Source organism: Cognatishimia activa (assembly GCF_017798205.1).
In the GTDB taxonomy this organism is placed as follows: domain Bacteria; phylum Pseudomonadota; class Alphaproteobacteria; order Rhodobacterales; family Rhodobacteraceae; genus Cognatishimia; species Cognatishimia activa_A.
In genome coordinates, this window is sequence record NZ_CP060010.1 from 2,656,856 (window position 1) to 2,678,422 (window position 21,567).

Genomic DNA, 21,567 nt, shown 5'->3' on the forward strand with positions numbered 1-21,567 from the left:
TGCGGTACCGATGACCACCCATCACAAGCACGTTAGGGGGGCTATGCAGGTGGGGTTTATTGGTCCCAGATGAGGCTAACGCTTTAGGGAGCCCCATCATGTTCGCACGATCTATCCTTTTCGCCGCAGGCCTCAGCCTCGCTGTTAGCACGGCTTTCGCCAGCCCCGCCCGTTGGGTCTTTGAATGGCCCAATACGGATTTTGAGCAGACCTCGATTGAGGATTGGACGGAAATCCTGTCAGGCGGCCCACCCAAGGACGGCATCCCAGCAATTGACGACCCGGTCATGGTGCCCATCAAAGAAGGCGCTCAGATCGGCGAACGCGAACCAGTGATCACGGTTGAGATCGAAGGCGAGCTGCCGCGGGCCTATCCGATCCGCTATCTCACCTGGCATGAGATCGTGAATGATCAGGTCGGAGACCTACCGATTGCCGTCACCTTCTGCCCGCTTTGCAATTCCGGCATCACCTTTGATCGGCGCGTGGGCGACGGTGTGCTGAGTTTCGGTGTCTCGGGCAAGCTGCGCAACTCGGACATGGTCATGTATGACCGCGAGACCGAAAGCTGGTGGCAACAGGCCATTGGCACGGGCATCGTGGGTGAAATGAATGGCGTCGAATTGACCACCTTGCCGACCTGGATGGAAAGCTGGCGTCAATTCGCCGAGCGTAATCCCGATGGTTTGGTGATGGCAGAGCCTCGGTTCGGGCGGCCTTACGGGCGCAATCCTTACGTGAATTACGACAGTTCAGCGCGGCCGTTCCTTTATCAGGGTGAAAACCCGCCCCACGGTATTCCGCCGCTGGTGCGTGTGATACGCGTGGGCGATCGCGCCTGGCCAATGACGCGGCTGCGTGAGGCCGGAGAGGTCACCGAGGCAGGCGTTACGTTGACATGGACCGAAGGGCAGGCGTCAGCTTTGGACGGGCGCGATATCGCGAAAAGCAAAGAGGTCGGAACTGTGCGCGTGAAGGACGCCAACGGCAAGGATCTGGCGCATGATGTGATGTTTGCTTTCGCCTATCATGCGTTCTGGCCGAACGGCGAATGGATGCTGGGGGACGGTTAAACACCGTAATCCCAAAATAGACAGCCCCGCGAAAATCTCGCGGGGCTTATTTTTGTTACGAATCCAGAATAATCAGTTCCGCGCTTCCGCCAAATCCGCGCCCGTGCGCAGGTTGCGGAGTTTCTTCCACGTCACGTCTGGATCAATCTTGCCATAGCCCGCGAAGGTGCCAAAGCCGCAATCAGTGCTCGCTACCACGCGGTCCATGCCGACGATATCGATGAAGCGCTGCAGACGCTGGGCGATAAGTTCAGGGTGTTCGACGTAGTTCGAGCACGTGTCAATCACACCCGGCGCGAGGATCTTATCCTCTGGAATGTCAGCGTCGCGCCAGACGGTCCATTCGTGTTCATGACAGGGATTAGCGCTCTCAAACAGGATCGTGTTCGGGCGTGCAGACAGCACGATATCGATGACTTTTTCCAAGGCGATGTCGTGATCGTGCGGGCCTTCGTAGTTGCCCCAGCAAAGGTGCATCCGCATTCGGTCAGCAGGCAGGCCTTCGGTTGCGGCGTTCAGAACCTCGACATTGGCGGCGGCCATTTTCACGAATTCTTCTTCAGTCGCGTCCTGATAGCCCGTGTGACGTGACATCGCCAAATCCGGGCAGTCGAACTGAATATCAAGCCCCGCATCCAAAATGGCCTCATATTCTGGGCGCATCGCACTGGCCAAAGCCTCGAGATAGGCTTCGTGGCTGGGGTAGTATTTGTTCACCTGAAAGGCAGTGATCAGACCCGGAGACGCCGCATTCATAAAGGCGCGTGTGCCTTGGCCCTCTTTGTCGAGCGCTTCTTTGTAGCGGCGAATGTCTTCAAGGGCAGGTTCGAGGTTGACCAGTTTCACCTCTCCAACACAGGAGGCACGGGTGAATTCCTGGCTACCCATAATCGCGCTGAGCTTTTTGGCCAGACCCGGATGGGCCGCAAGGTCTTTGGCCGGTTTGCGATCAATATGGCCGCCAAACCCGCTGAGGCGCTCTTGCATGTAGGTGGAGTAACCGACCTTGCCGAGTTCTCCATCAGAGACAATGGTCACACCGGATTCCCGCTGCTTTTTTACGGCTGCCGTGATGGAGTCCTGAACGGTCGTCTCAAACTCTTCCTTGTCGTAGTCGCGGCCATTGTCTTTGGCCAGAAGCAATTCCGAGAGGTGGTCTCCGCGGGGGAGGCTGCCGACATGGGTTGTCTCGATGGTCATAATGCGTCCTTCGTCTTTTAGGTGAGAGGAGCATAGGCGGTGTCGGAGCGGGGGCGAAGTTAAAACTTAAAAAATATGCTGACGGGCCTCACAAGGTGAGATTTGTGTGAATGAATCAGCGGCCAAAAATGAAAAAGCACCGCCGAGGCGATGCTTTTCAGATTGATATTTAAGCAAGGCTTATTTGCCAGCAGGTGCCGGAGCTGCTTTCGCTGGGGCAGGGCGTTTGCCTGCGCCACCCAGTGGGTCGTCCTGACGCTGAACAGAGCCTTCGAAATGCGCGCCGCTTTCGATGGCGATGGTTTTGTGGATGATGTCACCCTCAACACGTGCGGTCGAGGTCAGGCGGACCTTCAAGCCACGGACGCGGCCCACGATGCGGCCGTTGACGACGACGTCGTCGGCAACCACTTCGCCTTTGACGGTGGCGGTTTCGCCGACAGTCAGAAGATGCGCGCGGATGTCGCCTTCGATGGTGCCTTCGATTTGTACGTCACCGGTGGTTTTCAGATTGCCTTTGACATGCAGGTCCGAAGACAAAACGGATGCGCCCACTTTTGGACGTGGCGCCGCGGCTGGGGCAGCGGCCGCTGCTGGAGCGGCCTTTTTGGCTGCTTCTGGCAGAACCGGCTTTGCGGTATCAGCAGGTGTTGCGGCAGGTTCGTTGATTTTGCTTTTAGAAAACATCTCTTGCAGCCTTGATAAATTTCATCGGGTTTACGGCCCGACCGTTAATCCGCACTTCATAGTGCAAATGGGTTCCTGTCGAGCGTCCTGTGTTGCCCATATCACCTATGTGTTGCCCGCGCGACACTCGGTCTCCCTTTTTTACGCGGAATTTCGCCAAGTGGGCATAGCGAGTTTCGATGCCATGGGCATGTTTGATCTTGATCAGCTTGCCATAGCCCGAGGACCAACCGGCGTGGATGACCACTCCGTCAGCGGTGGCGAAGATATCGGTGCCATGCGGGCCAGCGATATCTGCACCGCGGTGCATCCGGCCCCAACGCATGCCAAAGCCAGAGGTATAGCGGACTGCGGTTTTATATGGCACGGCGAACGGCGTGGTTTCCGCAGCGATACGATACATGTTCAGACGGTCCAACTGGCCCAGCAGCGCATTGGCGCGTTTCATTTCGGGCGACAGTTCTCCGCCAGAGGTGGTCACGGTTAGAGGCAGGTTTGGACCGCCAAGGCCGGTGTAGCCGCGCTTGACCTCTTCCAGCAGGGCGTCCGTAGAAAGACCTGCGGAGGCAAACATCTTTTCCAGAGGTTCAACCGAGACGGTCATCGCGTCCTCGAGCTGGGTAAAGATCTGGTCGTTCATTTCCTCAAGCAGCTTGAGCTCGAGTTCCATATTGTCGGCAATCGCGACAGCTTCGCGGGCTTGAACAAAGAGTTCGTCGCGTTCTGCAGCAGTTTCAGCAAGGGCGGTGACGATGGATTCGACTCCCTCGGTGTTCAGATCCTGCGCGACGGTGGATTCAACATAGGCATCTGCATCTGCCGTGACGCGCTCGAGTTCGGTGCGGGCCTCGTCGCGTTCTTTCATTGTGCGGCGCAGGGTGGACTGGATCACTTCAATGCCAGTTTCCAACTCGCGCGAGCGGGTTTCAGCCGAGAGCAGCTCGGATTGCATCAGAGAGATCTGCTCAAGCGCAGCAGTGAAACGTTCTTGCGCGGCGAGTGCCTCTGCCGAGCGCTGGTCGCGTTCATCAGACAGTGTATTCAGACGCAGCTGATAGTTTTCCTGATCGCGTTTAGCCTGCTCGCGGAAGTTGCCAGAGCCGATCGAGTCCATGAACAGAACGGCCGTCACGATGATCGCCCAGCCCACCACAAGCGCACCGCATCCAGCAATCATCAGTTGGGTGTGAGGTTTCAGGCGAATAAAGCGTGTGTCCGTGTCGGACCGTAGGAACAAACGGCGTTCCGGGAACCACTTTTCTAGCAGCACATGAATTTTAGACGCAATTCCACGCAAAACGTCTTAGTCCTTTGGTTTTTTCCCCGTTGGTGCGCCAATGTCCCCAGGCGCTCCAATTTCATTAACGGGCAGGTAAAGTTTCGGCAAGTTTTTTGACGTCGCAGGCAAGTTTCCGCTTTGATTGTCCACGCATCTCGCGAAGTTTAACCTTTTGTTAAGGCTTTGTTTCCGCCTCTGTCGGCTCAAGGCCTAGGGTCATCTGCCAGGGGCCAATAGAAATCCGGTGGCAGGCCTGCTTCGGCGCGCTTTTCTTCGTTAAACGGAGGTTTAAGAGCACCGTGGAAGTATTTGCGGACCAACGTGTGAAAAACTTCTTTGGGATCAAGGTCATGGCGGCCGCAAAGGAAGTGGAACCATTTGGAGCCATAGGCCACATGGCCGACTTCTTCGGCGTATATCACCTCTAGCGCCTCGACCACTTGATCAAGCTTAGCTTTGCGGAAAATGTCGATCATGCCGGGGGTCACGTCCAATCCACGCGCTTCCAGCACCATAGGAACGACGGCCAGACGGCCCATGAAATCATCTACCGTGTCCTCGGCGGCTCGCCACATGCCGGCGTGGGCGGGGAGGTCTCCGTAGAAACTGTCGAGATCCTCAAGGCAGTCGCAGATCAGGTTGAAATGTTTGGATTCCTCGTCAGCCGCTTTGACCCAATCGTCATAAAAGCCAATGGGCATCTTAACATCGGTAAACCGCGCGATGATGTCCCAATGCAGATCGACGGCGTTCAACTCGATATGCCCCACCGCATGCAAAAGCGCGATCTGGCCGGGGCGAGAGCCGGGGCGGCGGCGCGGCACATCACGCGGCGACAAAAGTTCCGGTTTTTCAGGACGGGCTGGATGCAAAGGCGGCGTGGCGGACCCGATTTCCGGCGTTTCACCCGCCGCACGCGCGGCAAACCACTGCGCTGCATAGTCCCGAGACAGCGCCGTCTTGGCGCGGCCATCTGCGGTCGAGAGCACCTCGACCGCCATGTCTGCAAGGGTCTTCATCAGAGCGCTTTCGCCGCCTCCATGACCTCGTCCACATGTCCCGGCACTTTCACCTTGCGCCATACCTCGGCGATTTTGCCCTCGCCGTCGATCAAAAAGGTCGAACGTTCGATGCCCATATAGGTCTTGCCGTACATCTTCTTTTCTTTCCAGACGTCATAAGCCTCGCAGACGTCCGAGTCGGCATCCGTCAACAGCTCGACAGACAGCTCTTGTTTTTCAACAAACTTATGGTGGCTTTTCATATCGTCTTTGGACAGGCCAAAGACCTCGACGTTCTCCGCCGCAAAAGCCTCTTTCAATTCGCTAAAACCGATGGCTTCTTTGGTGCAGCCGGATGTGTTGTCGCGGGGATAGAAAAATAGCACCACCGCTTTGGGTTTCAGGCTGGATAGGGTGACGTCCTCGCCAGAGGTGCTGGGCAGGGTAAAGTCGGGCGCGTTCTCGCCGATCTCGGGCATGAGTTCTCCTTGGGCTTTCAGTTTGAAGCCTATATGGTAGTGCGCAGAGCGCGACAAGAAACCGATTGCCGCAATAAAAAATTACCCGAGCCGCCGTGCCTGAACAGATGACCCAGCCTGATCCCGTCAAACCCAAGTCGCGCTTGCGGCGTGTGGGGCTGTGGAGCTTGGGGATCGTGCTGGTGCTTGGTATGGGGCTGGGTGTTTTGGCGGTGACCTCGATTGGGCGCACAATCCATGTCGCGCCTTGGATCAATGCGCAATTGGTGACGCAATTGTCCGGCGCGGTGCCCGGAGCGTCCGTCCAGTTCGAAGGCGCGACTTTGCTGATTGAGGATGATCTGCATCCGCATGTAGTCTTTGAACGCCTGGATCTGGTGCCTGACGATGGTGGCCCGGTGATGTCGATCTCCGAGGTTGAGGCCTCTTTGTCATATCGCAAGCTTTTGCAGGGAAAGATCGCGCCGCGTGAAATTCGTATGTCCGGGGTGATCCTGAATGCCACCCGCGCCGATGAAGGCGAGGTCGCGCTGGCGATTGACGGCGGACAGGGCGGGGCTGCGACCTCGACTTCTTTGGGCGACATCGAGCGAGAAATTGATCGCCTCTTGCAGACATCAGAGTTCGAGAACCTTTCGCGCGTGTCGCTGGATGCGATCACCATTCAGTTTGACGACCAGCGCGCGGGACGCAGTTGGACGGTGGATGGGGGCAGCTTCCTTCTGACACGCGACAACAAAGCACTGCGCATGACGACGAATATCGCGTTGCTGGGCGGGCGTGACTATGTGTCGACGCTTGAATTTAATTTCGAAACCGAACTCGGCCAGCGGGAAGCGCAATTCGGTGTGAACTTTGAAGACGTACCCTCCACCGACATCGCGTCGCAATCACCTGCTTTGACATGGCTAAGCATCCTAGATGCGCCGATCTCCGGTGCGATGCGCTTTGAGATTGATGAAAGCGGAGACCTTGGCCCGTTGAATGCGGCCCTGCGGATCAGCGAAGGCGTTCTGCAACCCGGTGGCGTCGTGCGTCCGGTGCCGTTTAAATCAGCGGGGACGCACTTCACCTATGATCCTCAAAGTGACGCTATTGAGTTCACCGAACTTGTGGCGGACAGCGCCTGGGGACAGGCGCGCGCCGAAGGGGTGGCCTATTTGCGCGACCTGCAGGGCGGCCTTCCCGGTGCGCTTTGGGGACAGTTTAAATTCACCGACCTCAGCGGCAATCCGGCGGGATTGTTCGGTGCACCGGTCTCGATTGATCATGCGCAGGCGGATTTTCGGCTGGATCTGACGAATTTCACCATCGATGTGGGCGAGTTTCTGTTGAAAAGCGAGGGCCAAACCGCTGTCGCAAAAGGACAATTCATCCCTCTTGTAGAAGGTTGGAAGGTCAGCCTGAATGCTCAAATGGCAAAGGTGGACGCCCGCGAAGTGATCCGCTGGTGGCCGGAAAACGCCCAACCCAAGCCGCGCAAATGGGTCGATGAGAACATCTTGGCGGGGCAGCTGAGCGACGTGAACTTTGCCTTGCGCGCTGTGCCAGGCGCTAAGCCTGATATCTATCTGGATTTTGAATTTGACGAGGCCGAAGTGCGCTATGCCAAAACGCTCCCGCCGGTGAAAAAGGCAAAGGGGCGTGCGGTCTGGGTCGACAACCGCTTTGTTGTAACGGCTGAGGGCGGAGAGGTCGCGCCGGGCGCTGGCGGCGTTCTGGATGCGACAGGCACGAGTTTCGTGATCCCCAATACCCGGATCAAACAGGGGCCCGCCGAGGTCTGGCTAAAAACCCGAGGCACGGTGACAGCCGCATTGCGCTTGTTGGACCACAAGCCGCTTGAGGTCTTTTCCAAGGCGGGGCTGCCTGTGGATCTGGCGGAGGGCGAGGTCGAGGTCGACGGCAGGATCAACCTTTTCCTGCGCAAGGGTCTGAAACCAGAGGAGGTCAATTTCGACATTGCGGCCACCGCGCGCAATGTGCGCTCAACGCAGCTTGTCCCTGACAAACAAATCGCGGCCCCCGAACTCTCGATCCTAGCCACGTCTCAGGCGGTGTCCGTGGCCGGGCGCGGGCGCATCGGCAGCGTGCCGATTGAGGCCACTTGGTCGACGGCGCTGGGTCAAGAGAACGGTGGAAAAAGCCAGCTTCTGGGGTCTGTCGAGCTCAATGAGAGCACGGTGGATGAGTTCAACCTCGGTCTGAGCCGTGAGATGTTGTCAGGGCAGGGCAAGGCGGCCATTCGGATTGATTTTGAGCGCAACAAACTGCCTGAAATGCAAGTCACCTCGGATCTGCGTGGGCTGCGCATGGCCATTCCGACCTTGGGCTGGAGCAAACCTGTGTCGCGGGCAGCAGAGCTGGCCGTCACTGTGGCCTTGGACCAACCGGCGCGCGTAGAGAGCCTGCGCATGTCGGCCCAAGGTCTTGAAGCGCAAGGGAATATCACACTCAAGCCTGATGGTGGGATGGAGGTGTTTACGCTTGATCGGTTGACTGTTGGTAACTGGTTCGATGGGTCTGCGAAGCTCACGGGCCGTCCTGGACAAATAACGCCGGGAATTGAATTGACGTCGGGCACTTTGGACCTGCGGAAACTGCCAGAGGCAAGTAATGCAGGCGGTGATCGCACACCGGTTCTGGCGAACCTGTCCCGCGTGCGCGTGTCTGACACGATTGACCTGACCAGCTTTGGCGGCTCGTTTCTTGCAGGTGGCGGCATGCAGGGTGAGTTTCGCGCGCGTGTGAATGGCGGGGCCGCGATATCGGGGTCTCTGACGCCCTTGGGGGGGCGAAGCGCGATCCGGATATTGTCGGCGGATGCGGGCAATGTGTTGCGATCCGCGGAATTCCTTCGCAACGCCAGCGGGGGCACGTTGCAGCTGGATTTGAACCCGCTGGGCAAAAACGAATTTGACGGGCGGGCAATCATCAATGATGTCCGCATTCAGGATGCCCCGGCTTTTGCAGAATTGTTGAATGCGGTCTCGGTTGTGGGTCTGCTTGATCAAATGGCGGGCGAGGGGATCTTGTTCACGGACGTGGAATCCCGTTTTCGGATTGGCCCAAACCGCATCGCTATTGCCCAGGGCAGCGCGGTTGGCCCCTCGATGGGCGTCTCGGCGGATGGGATTTATCATACGGACACGCGAAGCTTTGACATGCAGGGCGTGGTCTCGCCAATTTACGTTTTGAATGCCATCGGACGCCCGATTGCGCGCAAGGGCGAAGGCCTTTTTGGTCTTAACTACACGCTCAGGGGACCGGTCGAGGATCTGCGGATCTCGGTAAACCCACTCTCGGTCTTGACGCCGGGGATATTCCGGAACATTTTCCGCCGCCCGCCTCCCTCGCTGGATGAGGCGAGCGAGTAACTTCGGAAGATACAATGCAACTCTCTGACTTTGATTTTCACCTGCCTGAGCAGTTGATTGCCACGCGCCCTGCGGTACCGCGGTCCTCGGCCAAGCTTTTGGTGTCGCGACCCAGTGGGATTGTGGACAGTCAGGTGACAGAGCTCGCGTCCTTTCTGGAGCCGGGAGATCGGTTGGTCTTTAACGACACCAAAGTGATCCCGGCGCGTCTTACGGGGCAGCGTCATCGTGTGTCAGCGCAGGGAGAGACGAGCGCGAGGATCGAAGTGACCCTGTTAGAGCCGCGCGAAAACGGGCGCTGGCTGGCGCTGTTGAAGCCTTTGAAAAAAATTTCTGAGGGCGAAGATATTGTCTTCTCGGACCGCCTCAAGGCGCGGCTGGTAGAGAAAGCGGACGGTCAAGGTCTGCTAGAGTTTGATCTGACAGGTGAGAGTTTTGAAGCAGAACTGGATCAGGCCGGCATGATGCCATTGCCGCCCTATATTGCCGCAAAACGCGCGACAGATGCGCAGGACAAGACCGACTATCAGACTGTTTTTGCAAAACATTCCGGGGCCGTGGCAGCGCCTACGGCGTCTTTGCATTTTGACGACAGCGTGCTGGCGAGCCTCAAGGCCGGAGGCGTCGATATGAGTTTTGTGACGCTGCACGTAGGCGCAGGGACGTTTCTGCCGGTTAAGGTTGAGGACGTGAAAACCCACAAGATGCACGCAGAATGGGGTCGCGTCAGCGAAGAGGCCGCTGCCGAGATCGCAGAGACCAAGGCCAAGGGCGGGCGGGTGATCCCTGTTGGCACGACGGCGCTACGGTTGATCGAAAGTGCGGGCCGGTCCGGGGCGATTGCGCCTTGGGAAGGCGAGACGGATATCTTTATCTATCCGGGCTTTGAATTTCATGTGGCCGACGCCCTGATGACGAATTTCCATTTGCCCAAGTCGACCTTGATGATGCTGGTCTCTGCCCTTGCAGGCCAAGAGCGGATCAAAGACGTCTATGCGCATGCGATTGCCAATGAGTACCGGTTTTTCTCTTACGGGGATTCTTCGATTTTATTTCCCGAGTAGGCGGAAACTTTGAAAGTTTCCGACGCCGATTTCTTTGAAAGAAATCGTGGGTTTGGGGTAAGGGCGCGAAACGACATCATTCAAATTGGCGTGTCGCGAATGGCTACGTAAATTTTAGCGACTCTGTTAGGGTGAGCTCACGCAGTAAGGAGTTTCCAAATGGGACAGGTGATTTCCAGCACATGGGCGTTGATGCTTGGCATGTTGCTGTTGATGGTTGGAAACGGTGTTCAGGGCTCTTTGCTGGGTATTCGCGGAGAGATCGAAGGCTTCTCGACCGTCGAGATGTCCTTTGTCATGTCGGCCTACTTCTTGGGCTTTCTCGGTGGCTCGCGTCTTGCGCCTGAAATGATCCGCCGAGTTGGGCATGTACGGGTCTTTGCGGCCCTTGGCTCTTTCATCTCTGCAGCGTTGATTGTTTTCCCATGGCTCACGGATCCATGGGTCTGGATGTTCTGCCGAGCGGTCATCGGCTTTGGGTTCTGCGGGGTTTATGTGACCGCAGAGAGCTGGCTCAACAATGCAGCCACAAATGAGAACCGCGGCAAGACGCTGTCGCTTTATATGTACGCGCAGGTCACAGGCATCATCGCGGCCCAGGGCCTTCTGGTCACCGCAGATCCGTCTGGCTTTGTGCTCTTTGTGATCCCGTCTATTCTGGTTTCCCTGTCTTTCGCGCCGATCCTTCTGTCGATCTCGCCCACACCGGCGTTTGAAAGCACCCACAGCATGAAGCTGACCGAGATCTTTCATGTCTCGCCTCTCGGTGTGGTCGGCATGTTCATCCTCGGCGGCATTTTCTCGGCACAGTTTGGCATGTCTGCGGTCTTTGGCTCTCAGGCCGGTCTGACGATCCCGGAAATCTCGCTCTTTATTGCGATGTTCTATATCGGCTCGGTCGTCACCCAGTATCCCATCGGCTGGTTCTCAGACCGCATGGACCGCCGCGTGGTCATCTTTACCGTTTCAGCCTTTGCAACGGCAGGTGCGGCAGTTGGGTTACTGTTTCCAGGATCTTACACACTTTTGCTGGTCGCGGCCTTCGTGGTCGGCGGCGCCACAAACCCGCTTTATTCGCTGCTGATTGCGCACGCCAATGACTTCATCTCGCGCGAGGATATGGCCTCGGCTTCGGCAGGGCTTTTGTTCGTCAATGGCTGCGGCGCGGTCCTCGGTCCGATCGCCATCGGTTGGTTGATGACCAACCTTGGCACCAGCGCATATTTCTTATTTCTCGGGGTCTTAACCGGCATCATGGGGCTTTATACTATGTACCGCATGACCAAACGTGCGGCACCGTCTGTTGAGGAAACCGGCAGCTTTGCTCCGGTTCTGCCAACCTCGACCTCGGTCGCGATGGAGGCGGCGCAGGAATATGCTCAATATTCCATCGATGAGGAGTCTGAGTCACAATCCGCGAGCTAAGTATCCGCTTTGTTGCATTTTGTGACTGTTAAGACTCAAATTTTTGTGGGTAACATTTTCATGACAAAAGCCCACGAGGATAATGCCGATGTCTACGCCCGAAGAGGTCCTGAGTTTTTGGCTGGATGAATGCGAGCCAAAAGATTGGTATGTTGAGAACGCTGAGCTGGACGCAACCATACGCACGCGTTTTGAACCCGTTTGGAACAAGGCGATGGAAGGGGGGCTTGGTCAGTGGATGGCTTACGCCTCGGGTTGCCTCGCTTATGTGATCCTGACCGATCAGTTCTCTCGCAATATGTTTCGCGGCACGGGCAAGGCTTTCGCCTCTGACTTCGCGGCCCGCGCGGTGACCAAACAAGCGATTAGCAAGGGATGGGACATGCGCATCGATATGCCGGCGCGCCAGTTCTTTTACACGCCGCTGCTGCATTCCGAGAACCTCTGCGATCAAGAACGCTGCGTGCGTCTGATGATGGAGCGTCTGGAGAGTGACGGAAACCTCCTGCACGCCAAGGCGCACCGTGAGGTGATCCGCGAGTTCGGCCGCTTCCCATATCGCAACGAAGCGCTTGAGCGGAAGTCGACCGCGGCAGAGCTGGCTTACATCGCCAAAGGCGGCTATGGCTTCACCGTTCAGGGACTGCAAGCGCAAGCTGCCTAAAGCATAATCACCCCAGATTTCAAACGGCCGCGCATGAAAATTGCGCGGCCGTTTCTACGTTGCACTTCTGGTCAGGGGGGCTAATCTCTTTTCAAAAGAATGTGGGAGGAACCTATGGCGGCCAAGACATTTGATGTCATCGTAGTTGGGGCTGGGCCTGGTGGATATGTCGCAGCAATCCGTGCGGCGCAGCTGGGCCTGAACGTGGCGGTCGTGGAACGCGAGCATCTGGGTGGCATATGTCTGAACTGGGGCTGTATTCCGACCAAGGCGATGCTGCGGTCTGCCGAAGTCTTTCACCTGATGAATCATGCCAAGGACTATGGGCTTGGTGCAACGGGCGTGAGCTATGATCTGGACGCTGTGGTTAAACGCTCGCGCGGGGTCGCGAAACAGTTAACCGGTGGCGTCGGCCATCTGCTGAAGAAAAACAAAGTGACCGTCGTGATGGGCGAGGCGACGCTGCCTGCGAAGGGCAAGGTGTCGGTGAAAACCGACAAAGGGACCGAGGAGCTTGCGGCCAAGCATATCATCCTCGCCACCGGCGCGCGGGCGCGCGAGCTGCCGGGGCTTGAGGCGGATGGGGATCTGGTCTGGACCTACAAACATGCTCTGCAACCGCCGCGCATGCCCAAGAAACTCTTGGTGATCGGATCGGGCGCAATTGGGATCGAATTCGCGAGTTTCTACAACACGCTTGGGTCTGACACGACGGTGGTTGAGGTCATGGACCGCGTGTTGCCGGTCGAGGACGGCGAGATTTCCGCCTTTGCCAAGAAAGCCTTTGTCAAACAGGGCATGACGATCATGGAGAAAGCCATGGTCAAACAGCTCGATCGCGGCAAGGGTAAGGTGACAGCCCATATCGAAACCGGCGGTAAGGTCGAAAAGCACGAGTTTGATACTGTGATTTCGGCTGTTGGCATCGTCGGCAATGTCGAAGGGCTGGGGCTTGAGGCTCTGGGCGTCAAGATCGACCGCACCCATGTTGTGACCGACGAATATTGCCGCACTGGTGTCGACGGGCTTTACGCTATCGGAGACATCGCCGGCGCGCCTTGGCTTGCCCATAAGGCCAGCCACGAAGGCGTTATGGTGGCCGAGATGATTGCAGGCGGTCATCCACATCCGGTGAAGCCGGAAAGCATCGCCGGCTGTACCTATTGCCATCCGCAGGTGGCCTCGGTCGGTCTGACAGAGGCCAAGGCGAAAGAGGCGGGATATGAGGTCAAAGTTGGCCGCTTCCCCTTTGTCGGCAACGGCAAGGCGATTGCATTGGGGGAACCCGAGGGCATGGTGAAAACCGTCTTTGATGCGAAGACCGGAGAGCTTTTGGGCGCGCATATGGTGGGCGCTCAGGTGACTGAGATGATCCAGGGCTATGTAGTCGGGCGTCAACTTGAGACGACGGAGGAAGATCTGATGAACACGGTCTTCCCGCATCCGACCCTGTCTGAGATGATGCATGAGAGCGTTTTGGACGCCTATGATCGCGCAATTCACTTCTAGACGCTGAAATCATACCGCTAAAAGTCTGAATATCATACCAAGGATGACCCTCATACCATGCCAAGCCTGAACCGCATTGTCATGAACCGTCGCAGCCGCGCGATCCTGAAAGAGATCGGCACCCAAGATCTTGATATCGCAGAGATTTCAGGGCAGTGGGGCAAGAGTCTGCCTGCGCGATCCTACGTGCAATATATGCATCGCGATCATGACATCTGCAAAGGTCCGGTGACCTATGCGGACGGCACGGTTCTGAAATACGATCTGATCCTCGCCAACCAAGTCTGGGAGCATCTGGACCGTCCCTATAAGGCCACCCAGCACGTCCTCGAGATGCTGCGCCCCGGTGGGTATTTCTGGCTGGCCGTGCCGTTTCATATCCCGTTCCATCCCGCGCCACATGACTGCACGCGCTGGTCCCCAAGGGGCTTGCGGAATTTCCTGATCGAATGCGGTTTTCCTCCGGCGGACATCAAAGCCGCAGGTTGGGGCAACCGCGCGGCGGCGGCTCGGAATTTGGAAGAGGTCTGGCCGCCGGAATATAACCGGGATGAGGATGATCTGGAGAATGATCCTCAGTTTCCGATTGTGACCTGGGCTTTGGCGCGGAAGGCGTAACGCGAGCCGTGCCGCGCGCCGGTCCATGGGGCCGGTCCGACGCGGGGCGCGGCGGGTCTGCGGCTCTTGACCCCGTGCCGTCGTGTCAAAAACTGGCAGCATTACGCTCCTAATGTATTTGTTCACTAAATGTTCACATTTTCTGCTTGGCGTTTTTACACGCTCGGACTATCTCTGGAGAATGCGAACTTGGGGGCCAGAATGGCTGAGCTAAAGAACATCGAGGTGCGCGGCGCGCGCGAGCATAATCTGAAGTCCATCGACGTGGATATCCCGCGCGATCAGCTGGTGGTGATCACGGGGCTTTCCGGCTCTGGCAAGTCCTCGCTGGCCTTTGACACGATCTATGCCGAAGGGCAGCGCCGCTATGTCGAGAGCCTCTCGGCTTATGCGCGCCAGTTCCTCGATATGATGGAAAAGCCCGATGTGGATCACATCGCGGGGCTCTCTCCGGCGATCTCGATTGAGCAGAAGACCACGTCCAAGAACCCGCGTTCGACCGTGGGCACTGTGACCGAGATCTATGACTATATGCGGCTGTTGTTCGCGCGTGTGGGCTCGCCGTATTCGCCTGCCACCGGTCTGCCGATTGAGGCGCAGCAGGTGCAGGATATGGTCGACCGGATTATGGGGCTTGAAGAAGGCACCCGTGGCTATCTGCTGGCGCCGATTGTGCGGGACCGGAAGGGTGAATATCGTAAAGAGTTCCTAGAGCTGCGCAAGCAGGGCTTTCAACGTGTGAAGGTCGACGGGGCGTTTTACGAGCTGGATGAGCCGCCGACCCTGGACAAGAAATTCCGCCATGACATTGACGTGGTTGTCGACCGTCTGGTGGTACGCGAAGGGATGGAGACGCGGCTCGCGGACTCCTTACGCACCGCGCTCGATCTGGCTGATGGTATCGCGATTTTAGAGACTGCGCCGAAGGATGCGGATCCTGAACGGATCACATTCAGCGAGAATTTTGCCTGCCCTGTCAGTGGCTTCACCATCCCCGAGATCGAGCCACGCCTGTTTTCGTTCAATGCCCCGTTCGGCGCTTGCCCGGATTGTGACGGCCTTGGCAAAGAGCTGTTCTTTGACGAACGTCTTGTGGTGCCTGACGCCACGTTGAAGGTTTATGACGGGGCATTGGCGCCGTGGCGGAAGGGGAAATCTCCGTATTTCCTGCAGACGATTGAAGCGCTCGCCAAACATTACGAGTTCGACAAGAACACCCCGTGGAAAGACCTCGCGACGCATATTCAGCAGGTGTTTCTCTATGGCTCGGGCAATGAGGAAATCGACTTCCGCTATGATGAGGGTGGGCGGGTCTATCAGGTCAGCCGCGTGTTTGAGGGCGTCATTCCGAATATGGAACGGCGCTACCGCGAGACGGATTCCAACTGGATCCGTGAAGAGTTTGAACGCTATCAGAACAACAGGCCATGCGGCACCTGTGAGGGCTATCGTCTGCGGCCTGAGGCGCTCGCGGTCAAGATTGCGGGGAAACACGTCGGGCAGGTGGTGGAACTGTCGATCCGCGAGGCTTTGGCCTGGATTGAGGATGTCCCCAATCACCTGACCCAACAACGTCAGGAAATCGCGCGGGCGATTGTGAAAGAGATCCGTGAACGGCTGGGGTTCCTCAACAACGTGGGACTTGAGTACCTGACGCTCTCGCGCAACTCTGGCACCTTATCTGGTGGTGAGAGCCAGCGGATCCGTCTGGCAAGCCAGATTGGGTCCGGTCTGACTGGTGTTCTTTACGTGTTGGACGAACCCTCAATTGGCCTGCACCAACGCGACAATGATCGCCTGCTTGGAACGCTCAAGAACCTGCGCGATCAAGGTAATACAGTCATTGTGGTCGAACACGACGAAGAGGCGATCCGTGAGGCGGATTATGTCTTCGATATCGGTCCGGGCGCGGGGGTGCACGGCGGGCAGGTGGTCAGCCATGGCACGCCGCAAAAGATCCAGAAGGATAAGAAATCCATTACAGGTCAGTATCTTGCGGGCACGCGTGAGATCTCTGTTCCGGTGGAACGTCGCGAAGGGAATGGTAAGTTTCTGGAGGTCGTGAAGGCCACGGGGAACAACCTGAAAAATGTCTCAGCCAAGTTCCCGCTGGGCAAATTCGTCTGTGTGACCGGTGTCTCTGGCGGCGGGAAATCGACGCTGACGATTGAGACCCTGTTCAAGACCGCCTCGATGCGTCTGAACGGCGCGCGCCAGACGCCTGCACCTTGCGAGACCATCAAGGGGCTCGAGCATCTGGATAAAGTCATCGACATCGACCAGCGCCCAATTGGGCGGACACCGCGGTCCAACCCTGCGACCTACACGGGGGCCTTCACGCCCATCCGCGACTGGTTTGCCGGGCTGCCCGAGGCCAAGACACGCGGCTATAAACCCGGGCGCTTTAGTTTCAACGTCAAAGGCGGGCGCTGTGAGGCCTGCCAGGGTGATGGGGTCATCAAGATCGAGATGCACTTCTTGCCTGACGTCTATGTGACCTGCGAGACTTGCAATGGCGCGCGTTACAATCGCGAGACGTTGGAGATCAAATTCAAAGGCAAATCTATTGCCGATGTGCTCGATATGACCGTCGAAGACGCGCAGGACTTCTTTAAGGCCGTGCCAAGCATTCGCGACAAGATGGACGCGCTGATGCGGGTCGGCCTTGGCTATATCAAGGTCGGTCAGCAGGCGACGACGCTGTCAGGCGGCGAGGCGCAGCGGGTGAAGCTGTCCAAGGAATTGGCGAAGCGTTCGACGGGGCGCACGCTCTATATTCTGGATGAGCCGACCACGGGGTTGCATTTTGAGGATGTGCGTAAGCTCTTGGAAGTTCTGCATGAATTGGTGGATCAGGGCAACACGGTCGTTGTGATTGAGCACAATCTGGACGTCGTGAAAACCGCCGATCATATCATCGATATCGGTCCTGAAGGCGGCGATGGAGGTGGTACAATTGTGGCCGAGGGCACGCCTGAGGAAGTTGCCGAGGTCGAAGCCAGCCACACAGGGCGCTACCTTAAGCCGATGCTGAAGGGTGCCTTGGTGGCGGCGGAATAAGCGGGTTGAACGCAGGTCATATCCATAGGCGGTCGTTTATCGTTAAGAGCGGTGCGGCTCTTGCTGAATCTGTCTCAGGGCTTGCCTTAACGGGCGCTGCGCTCCCTTTGCGGATGGCGCAGGCGCAGGAGGCGGGCGTGGCCTTGCGCGCGCACAATCTGGCGCTGGCTGTGCAGCCTAAGGAGCACATCCGGTGTCGCTCGACAGAGGATGTGACGCGCGCTGTCAAAGACCTCACAACCCGCGGGACGTCGTTTTCGATCTATTCAAGTGGTCATTGTTTTGCAGGGTTCTCATTGGGAAAAGAGGCCGTGATTGACGTGAGCCCCATGTCTCAGATCGAGGTGGACGGTGCGCGCGTGACGGCTGGACCGGGAACGCAGGTTGGCGTTTTGACGCGGGCCTTGGGGGCTGCCGGGCGTATGCTGCCGATGGGGTTTTGCCAGACGGTGGCGCTTGGCGGGCATCTTGGGTGCGGTGGCATTGGGCATCTAAGTCGGTCGCACGGGTTGCTGGCGGATCAGCTGGAGGCCGCGACAGTTGTCTTGGCTGATGGGGAGGTTGCGTCGGCCAGTGAGGACAGTCATCCCGATCTCTTCTGGGCTTTGCGCGGTGGCGGTCCGGGCAGCTTTGGGATTGTGACCGAAATGACATTCCGCACACTGCCTGACCGTCCCGCGACCCATATTTCTGCATTGGTGCGTCTGCCCGTGGTTGAGGCCGCGCGAGTGGCTGCGGCGTGGCAGGGCTGGTCCATGCAACTGCCGGAGGCCGTGGCGACGACGCTTGAGGTTTTTTCACCGGATTTCGAAAACATCCAATTGCGGCTTGCGGTGATCGCCTCAGAAGACAGCCCGGATCTGCGCAGCGCGATTGTTGGGTTTATGTCTGCCGTACCTTGGCAGGACGCGCCCTCTGTCACGCAGGGGCTCTATTCACAACTGGCCGATGCTTTTTGGCCGAGGGACTACTACCCGTCAGAGGCGCTGGCCTACGGAGCGGCCTTTGCCGAGACCCCAACCAATGTAAACGTCTGGGCTGCGATGTTCACGCAGGTGGTCCAGCAGAAAGCGCCGCGGCAACATCTGTTTATTGAACGGCTTGGGGGTGCCATCGCGCGCGTTTCATCGAAAGCCACAGGCTACGCGCATCGGGATGCTGCTTTTCTATGGCAGATCGAAGGGCGATTTAACCGGCTGCATGACGCTGAGGAACAAGCCCAAGCGGTGGAGGATCTTACCCAGATCCTGCGGCGCTCGACAGGCGGGGCGTCTTATGCGGGATACCCAAACCCACGGCTTGCCGACTGGCCCACAGCCTATTGGGGCGGGAACTATGCGCGCCTGCAGCAAGTGAAGTCCGCCTATGATCCGGGCAATGTGTTTGCCCACGCGCAATCAGTGCGCCCGGCCTGAAACAAAAAAGCCGCCCAATTGAGGGCGGCTTTTCAAAGGGTTAAGGTGGGGGTCAGAAGCTGACTTCCCATTTCATTTCGATACCTCTGTCAAACACGTCAGAGCGCGTCTTGCCGTAGTCGATATCCAACGTCAGGAATCCCATCCCAACAGGCCCAGAAAGACCGACTCCCAATCGCCCATAGGCGAAACGATCCGTCGCCGCCAATGTGGATTGCGTGGATTTGCCATCTACGCCGACGCGCATGTGTGGCGTGAGGCCCGAATTGCCCATTTCCTGCAGGGCGGAAATCTTCGCGCCAAGGCTCACCGTGTAGCTGGTGATCTTATTGGCCGCGATGGCGCCGTAGGCCGGCTGGCTTTCCTGGAAGGCCTTCAGGTCAAAGTAGGGCGAGATGTAGGGCGCGTTTGCCAAGGCGTCCCCATTTGCCGAAAGGCCGATCGACCAACGGGTCGAGGTGAAATTACCAGCCGTGGTCTCATACTGTGGCCGCGCGAAGGTTAGGAAACCATCAATAATCATACCATTTGATCGACGCGCAAAATAGGGACCTACAGCCAGGGATTTCTGGTCAGAGGTGTTGGTGCCGTCGGTAAGGTCCATCCGGCTATAGCCGAGCAAGAAGCCCACCATGGTCTCGTTGTTGATGAAACGGTCGACACCCGCAACGAAGTCCAAAGAGTCACCGCTCAGCGCGTCATTGTATTTGCGGTATTCAACAGAGGCCCATGCGTTCCAGTCAGTCTCATTGAGGCCCGCGCCTTGGGTCGAGATGAAGAGCGAGTTCTGGTTAACTTGCGTACCATTGCCCGTGCCGAGCTGAGACTGTGCGTTGTCGCTCGTTCCGGTCGAGATTGAATTGGTCTGGCTGGATCCGCCGATCTGGCCAGTTATATTACCGTCCGCACCTGTTCCGGTCGGCACGGTTCCGCATGAAATGGTTGTACTCCCGGTGTTGACAATCGAATAGCTAATGGCTCCATCAGCCGTAATTGTCGCCGAGCCATTGGCGTTGTCACCTGTGGAAGTGAAAGTTGCGGATGCTCTAGCGACATTCACTAGTGCAGTTCCAGAAGTTTGTGTCCAAGAAACGCGCTCACCGGCAACCAGTGGGGTTACTGTTAGAAAGTCGCCCGCATTGAATGCAATGCCTGCACCGAGGCCTGCGCATGAAATGGTTCCGCCGCCGCCGGCAAAGCTGGCGGTAGGCAACAAGAGCGCAAATGCACTTAGCTTAAGAATTTTACGCATGGTTTCCCCGTTTCCCAAAAATCATTAAATTCCCCGCGGTGAGCTAAGCATGAAAAATCGCGCAACTGCGAAAAATTTAATGATTTGTTAATATTTTTTGAGTGGGTGTATCCAATTGTAGACAGATCAGACCATGTCGACCTGCAGTTTTTCTTGTTGTCGCAGCACCGGCGAGATCAGCGCAATCAAGAAGACTGTGTTCAAAATCCCGTTCATCCATGCGCCTACAATCAGCGAGCCTGTCGTATCAATCACGTACCAAGCGATGACCGATGATAGGATCATGCGGCGGCCCAGGAGGGGGTCTTTGACGTAGACCTCGGTCGTGACCTGCCACAGCAGGACGCAGAACCCAAAGAAGATGCCTGCAGAGATCGCGGTTAACACTTCCTCGGTATCGCGGCTTAGGTTTTGTGCGCCGTCCAAGGGCATATGCACGAGGTCGAGAAAGAAACTCATGACCTCGCGTAGGGGTGTGAAGAGGCTGGCGAACATGAAGAGAGCGAAACCTGCGCTGGCGATGATGGTGATCTTGAGGGATTTTATGCTTTTGTCGTGGGTCATGGTGACCTCCTTTTACAGTGATGCGCTTTTGTGGCCGTGCAGAGGAGGGCAAAACAATTACCTATGAGGTAAGTGAAATCATGTCTCGCTCTGGTAAGGTGACCCCAAGAGGAGGCCGGGTATGGAACAGAGCTTTGGAACCGTCCTGAAAGAATGGCGGCAGATCCGACGGATGAGTCAGTTGGATCTGGCGAACGAGGCCGGGGTCTCGGCGCGGCATGTGTCGTTTCTGGAAACCGGGAGGTCTCAGGCCAGTCGGGGCATGGCGTTGCGGTTGTCAGAGGTCTTGCAGATGCCTTTGGCGGAAAGCAATCGGTTGTTAACGGCTGGGGGACTGGCGCCTGCATACGGGCAGCGCGCGGCGGCGGATGAAGAGCTTGCGCCGCTTGATACCGCGATGCGCTGGACCTTGGACAATCACGCACCCTATCCGGCGATGGCTTTGGATCGGCATTGGAAGCTGGTGGCTTTGAATGGGCCTGCACAGATGTTTCTGGGGCCGATGGGATTGGCCGAAGGGGACAGTCTGATTGAGGCCATGCTGGATCGTGGGGACCTACGCGCGGCGATTGAGAATATCGAAGAGGTGGAATACCAAATCCTCTCGCGCCTACGGGTGGAACTGGCGCATTTGGGGCGCGATGTGGTCCTGAGTGGGTTGATTGAGCGGTTGAGCGCGCGGGTTGAGGGCTATGTGCCGCCTGCGCAAAGCCCGGTTATACTGGCGACACGCTATAGGATGGGCGGGGTCACTTTGTCTTTGTTCTCAACGATTTCGCAGTTTGGTGGAATTGGCGAGATCGCCTATTCGGACATCAAGATCGAACAGCTTTTTCCGGCGGATGAGCAAACCCGCGCGGTGTTGATGGCAATGGCGGGGCAGTGACCCCGCCGATATGG

At 57.4% G+C, this 21,567-nt stretch carries 17 protein-coding genes; 10 read left to right on the forward strand and 7 right to left on the reverse strand.

The features are described 5' to 3' along the window. Positions 1-98: 98 nt before the first annotated feature. A complete protein-coding gene (locus HZ995_RS13085; protein WP_209356110.1) occupies positions 99-1,073 on the forward strand; it encodes a DUF3179 domain-containing protein in 975 nt (324 codons plus the stop codon). Between the two features lie 72 nt (positions 1,074-1,145). Here the strand turns inward: HZ995_RS13085 and HZ995_RS13090 are convergent, their stop codons facing one another. From HZ995_RS13090 to bcp, 5 genes are all read right to left on the reverse strand, one after another. Continuing rightward, positions 1,146-2,273 (reverse strand): cobalamin-independent methionine synthase II family protein, encoded by a 1,128-nt coding sequence (locus HZ995_RS13090; RefSeq protein ID WP_209356111.1) that lies wholly within the window; start codon positions 2,271-2,273, stop codon positions 1,146-1,148. A 180-nt stretch (positions 2,274-2,453) separates the two neighbouring features. Next, the gene (locus HZ995_RS13095; protein ID WP_209356112.1) at positions 2,454-2,960 is read right to left on the reverse strand and encodes a bactofilin family protein; all 507 of its coding nucleotides are present in this window, start codon (positions 2,958-2,960) and stop codon (positions 2,454-2,456) included. After that, positions 2,950-4,257 carry a M23 family metallopeptidase gene (locus HZ995_RS13100; RefSeq protein WP_245168670.1) on the reverse strand — a complete coding sequence of 436 codons (1,308 nt, stop codon included), beginning with the start codon at positions 4,255-4,257 and terminating at the stop codon, positions 2,950-2,952. Before HZ995_RS13100 ends, HZ995_RS13095 begins: the two co-directional genes overlap by 11 nt. Positions 4,258-4,442: 185 nt before the next feature. After that, positions 4,443-5,258 (reverse strand): ferritin-like domain-containing protein, encoded by an 816-nt coding sequence (locus HZ995_RS13105; protein WP_209356113.1) that lies wholly within the window; start codon positions 5,256-5,258, stop codon positions 4,443-4,445. Beyond that, positions 5,258-5,719 (reverse strand): thioredoxin-dependent thiol peroxidase, encoded by a 462-nt coding sequence (gene bcp / locus HZ995_RS13110; protein WP_209356114.1) that lies wholly within the window; start codon positions 5,717-5,719, stop codon positions 5,258-5,260. Before bcp ends, HZ995_RS13105 begins: the two co-directional genes overlap by 1 nt. Positions 5,720-5,814: 95 nt before the next feature. Between bcp and HZ995_RS13115 the strand changes: the two genes are divergently transcribed. From HZ995_RS13115 to HZ995_RS13150, 8 genes are all read left to right on the forward strand, one after another. After that, positions 5,815-9,096: a DUF3971 domain-containing protein gene (locus HZ995_RS13115; protein WP_209356115.1), complete on the forward strand. Its 3,282-nt coding sequence runs from the start codon at positions 5,815-5,817 to the stop codon at positions 9,094-9,096. Positions 9,097-9,110: 14 nt separating this feature from the next. After that, on the forward strand, positions 9,111-10,160 hold the full coding sequence (gene queA / locus HZ995_RS13120) for a tRNA preQ1(34) S-adenosylmethionine ribosyltransferase-isomerase QueA (protein ID WP_209356116.1): 1,050 nt from the start codon (positions 9,111-9,113) through the stop codon (positions 10,158-10,160). 159 nt (positions 10,161-10,319) lie between these two features. Further along, a complete protein-coding gene (locus HZ995_RS13125; RefSeq protein WP_209356117.1) occupies positions 10,320-11,585 on the forward strand; it encodes an MFS transporter in 1,266 nt (421 codons plus the stop codon). An 88-nt stretch (positions 11,586-11,673) separates the two neighbouring features. Continuing rightward, on the forward strand, positions 11,674-12,249 hold the full coding sequence (locus tag HZ995_RS13130) for a DUF924 family protein (protein WP_209356118.1): 576 nt from the start codon (positions 11,674-11,676) through the stop codon (positions 12,247-12,249). Between the two features lie 114 nt (positions 12,250-12,363). Beyond that, on the forward strand, positions 12,364-13,758 hold the full coding sequence (lpdA, locus tag HZ995_RS13135) for a dihydrolipoyl dehydrogenase (RefSeq protein ID WP_209356119.1): 1,395 nt from the start codon (positions 12,364-12,366) through the stop codon (positions 13,756-13,758). A gap of 57 nt (positions 13,759-13,815) precedes the next feature. Further along, positions 13,816-14,376, forward strand: a complete 561-nt coding sequence (locus HZ995_RS13140) for a methyltransferase domain-containing protein (protein WP_209356120.1) — start codon at positions 13,816-13,818, stop codon at positions 14,374-14,376. Positions 14,377-14,577: 201 nt separating this feature from the next. Next, complete coding sequence (uvrA, locus tag HZ995_RS13145; protein WP_209356121.1) at positions 14,578-17,436, forward strand: excinuclease ABC subunit UvrA; 2,859 nt, start codon at positions 14,578-14,580, stop codon at positions 17,434-17,436. A 137-nt stretch (positions 17,437-17,573) separates the two neighbouring features. Continuing rightward, a complete protein-coding gene (locus HZ995_RS13150) occupies positions 17,574-18,851 on the forward strand; it encodes an FAD-binding oxidoreductase (RefSeq protein WP_209356122.1) in 1,278 nt (425 codons plus the stop codon). 52 nt (positions 18,852-18,903) lie between these two features. Here the strand turns inward: HZ995_RS13150 and HZ995_RS13155 are convergent, their stop codons facing one another. Together HZ995_RS13155 and HZ995_RS13160 are read right to left on the reverse strand one after the other, a co-directional pair. Further along, positions 18,904-20,103, reverse strand: a complete 1,200-nt coding sequence (locus tag HZ995_RS13155; RefSeq protein ID WP_209356123.1) for an autotransporter outer membrane beta-barrel domain-containing protein — start codon at positions 20,101-20,103, stop codon at positions 18,904-18,906. Positions 20,104-20,229: 126 nt separating this feature from the next. Further along, complete coding sequence (locus HZ995_RS13160) at positions 20,230-20,667, reverse strand: excinuclease ABC subunit A (protein ID WP_209356124.1); 438 nt, start codon at positions 20,665-20,667, stop codon at positions 20,230-20,232. A 121-nt stretch (positions 20,668-20,788) separates the two neighbouring features. Between HZ995_RS13160 and HZ995_RS13165 the strand changes: the two genes are divergently transcribed. After that, positions 20,789-21,553: a helix-turn-helix domain-containing protein gene (locus HZ995_RS13165; RefSeq protein WP_209356125.1), complete on the forward strand. Its 765-nt coding sequence runs from the start codon at positions 20,789-20,791 to the stop codon at positions 21,551-21,553. The last annotated feature ends 14 nt before the right edge of the window (positions 21,554-21,567 follow it).

What these genes read in the sequence shown, in the direction of transcription:
- HZ995_RS13085 (WP_209356110.1), top strand. Translation starts at nt 99, where the DNA reads ATGTTCGCACGATCTATCCTTTTCGCCGCAGGCCTCAGCCTCGCTGTT.
- HZ995_RS13090 (WP_209356111.1), bottom strand. Translation starts at nt 2,273, where the DNA reads ATGACCATCGAGACAACCCATGTCGGCAGCCTCCCCCGCGGAGACCAC.
- HZ995_RS13095 (WP_209356112.1), bottom strand. Translation starts at nt 2,960, where the DNA reads ATGTTTTCTAAAAGCAAAATCAACGAACCTGCCGCAACACCTGCTGAT.
- HZ995_RS13105 (WP_209356113.1), bottom strand. Translation starts at nt 5,258, where the DNA reads ATGAAGACCCTTGCAGACATGGCGGTCGAGGTGCTCTCGACCGCAGAT.
- bcp (WP_209356114.1), bottom strand. Translation starts at nt 5,719, where the DNA reads ATGCCCGAGATCGGCGAGAACGCGCCCGACTTTACCCTGCCCAGCACC.
- queA (WP_209356116.1), top strand. Translation starts at nt 9,111, where the DNA reads ATGCAACTCTCTGACTTTGATTTTCACCTGCCTGAGCAGTTGATTGCC.
- HZ995_RS13125 (WP_209356117.1), top strand. Translation starts at nt 10,320, where the DNA reads ATGGGACAGGTGATTTCCAGCACATGGGCGTTGATGCTTGGCATGTTG.
- HZ995_RS13130 (WP_209356118.1), top strand. Translation starts at nt 11,674, where the DNA reads ATGTCTACGCCCGAAGAGGTCCTGAGTTTTTGGCTGGATGAATGCGAG.
- lpdA (WP_209356119.1), top strand. Translation starts at nt 12,364, where the DNA reads ATGGCGGCCAAGACATTTGATGTCATCGTAGTTGGGGCTGGGCCTGGT.
- HZ995_RS13140 (WP_209356120.1), top strand. Translation starts at nt 13,816, where the DNA reads ATGCCAAGCCTGAACCGCATTGTCATGAACCGTCGCAGCCGCGCGATC.
- uvrA (WP_209356121.1), top strand. Translation starts at nt 14,578, where the DNA reads ATGGCTGAGCTAAAGAACATCGAGGTGCGCGGCGCGCGCGAGCATAAT.
- HZ995_RS13155 (WP_209356123.1), bottom strand. Translation starts at nt 20,103, where the DNA reads ATGCGTAAAATTCTTAAGCTAAGTGCATTTGCGCTCTTGTTGCCTACC.
- HZ995_RS13160 (WP_209356124.1), bottom strand. Translation starts at nt 20,667, where the DNA reads ATGACCCACGACAAAAGCATAAAATCCCTCAAGATCACCATCATCGCC.
- HZ995_RS13165 (WP_209356125.1), top strand. Translation starts at nt 20,789, where the DNA reads ATGGAACAGAGCTTTGGAACCGTCCTGAAAGAATGGCGGCAGATCCGA.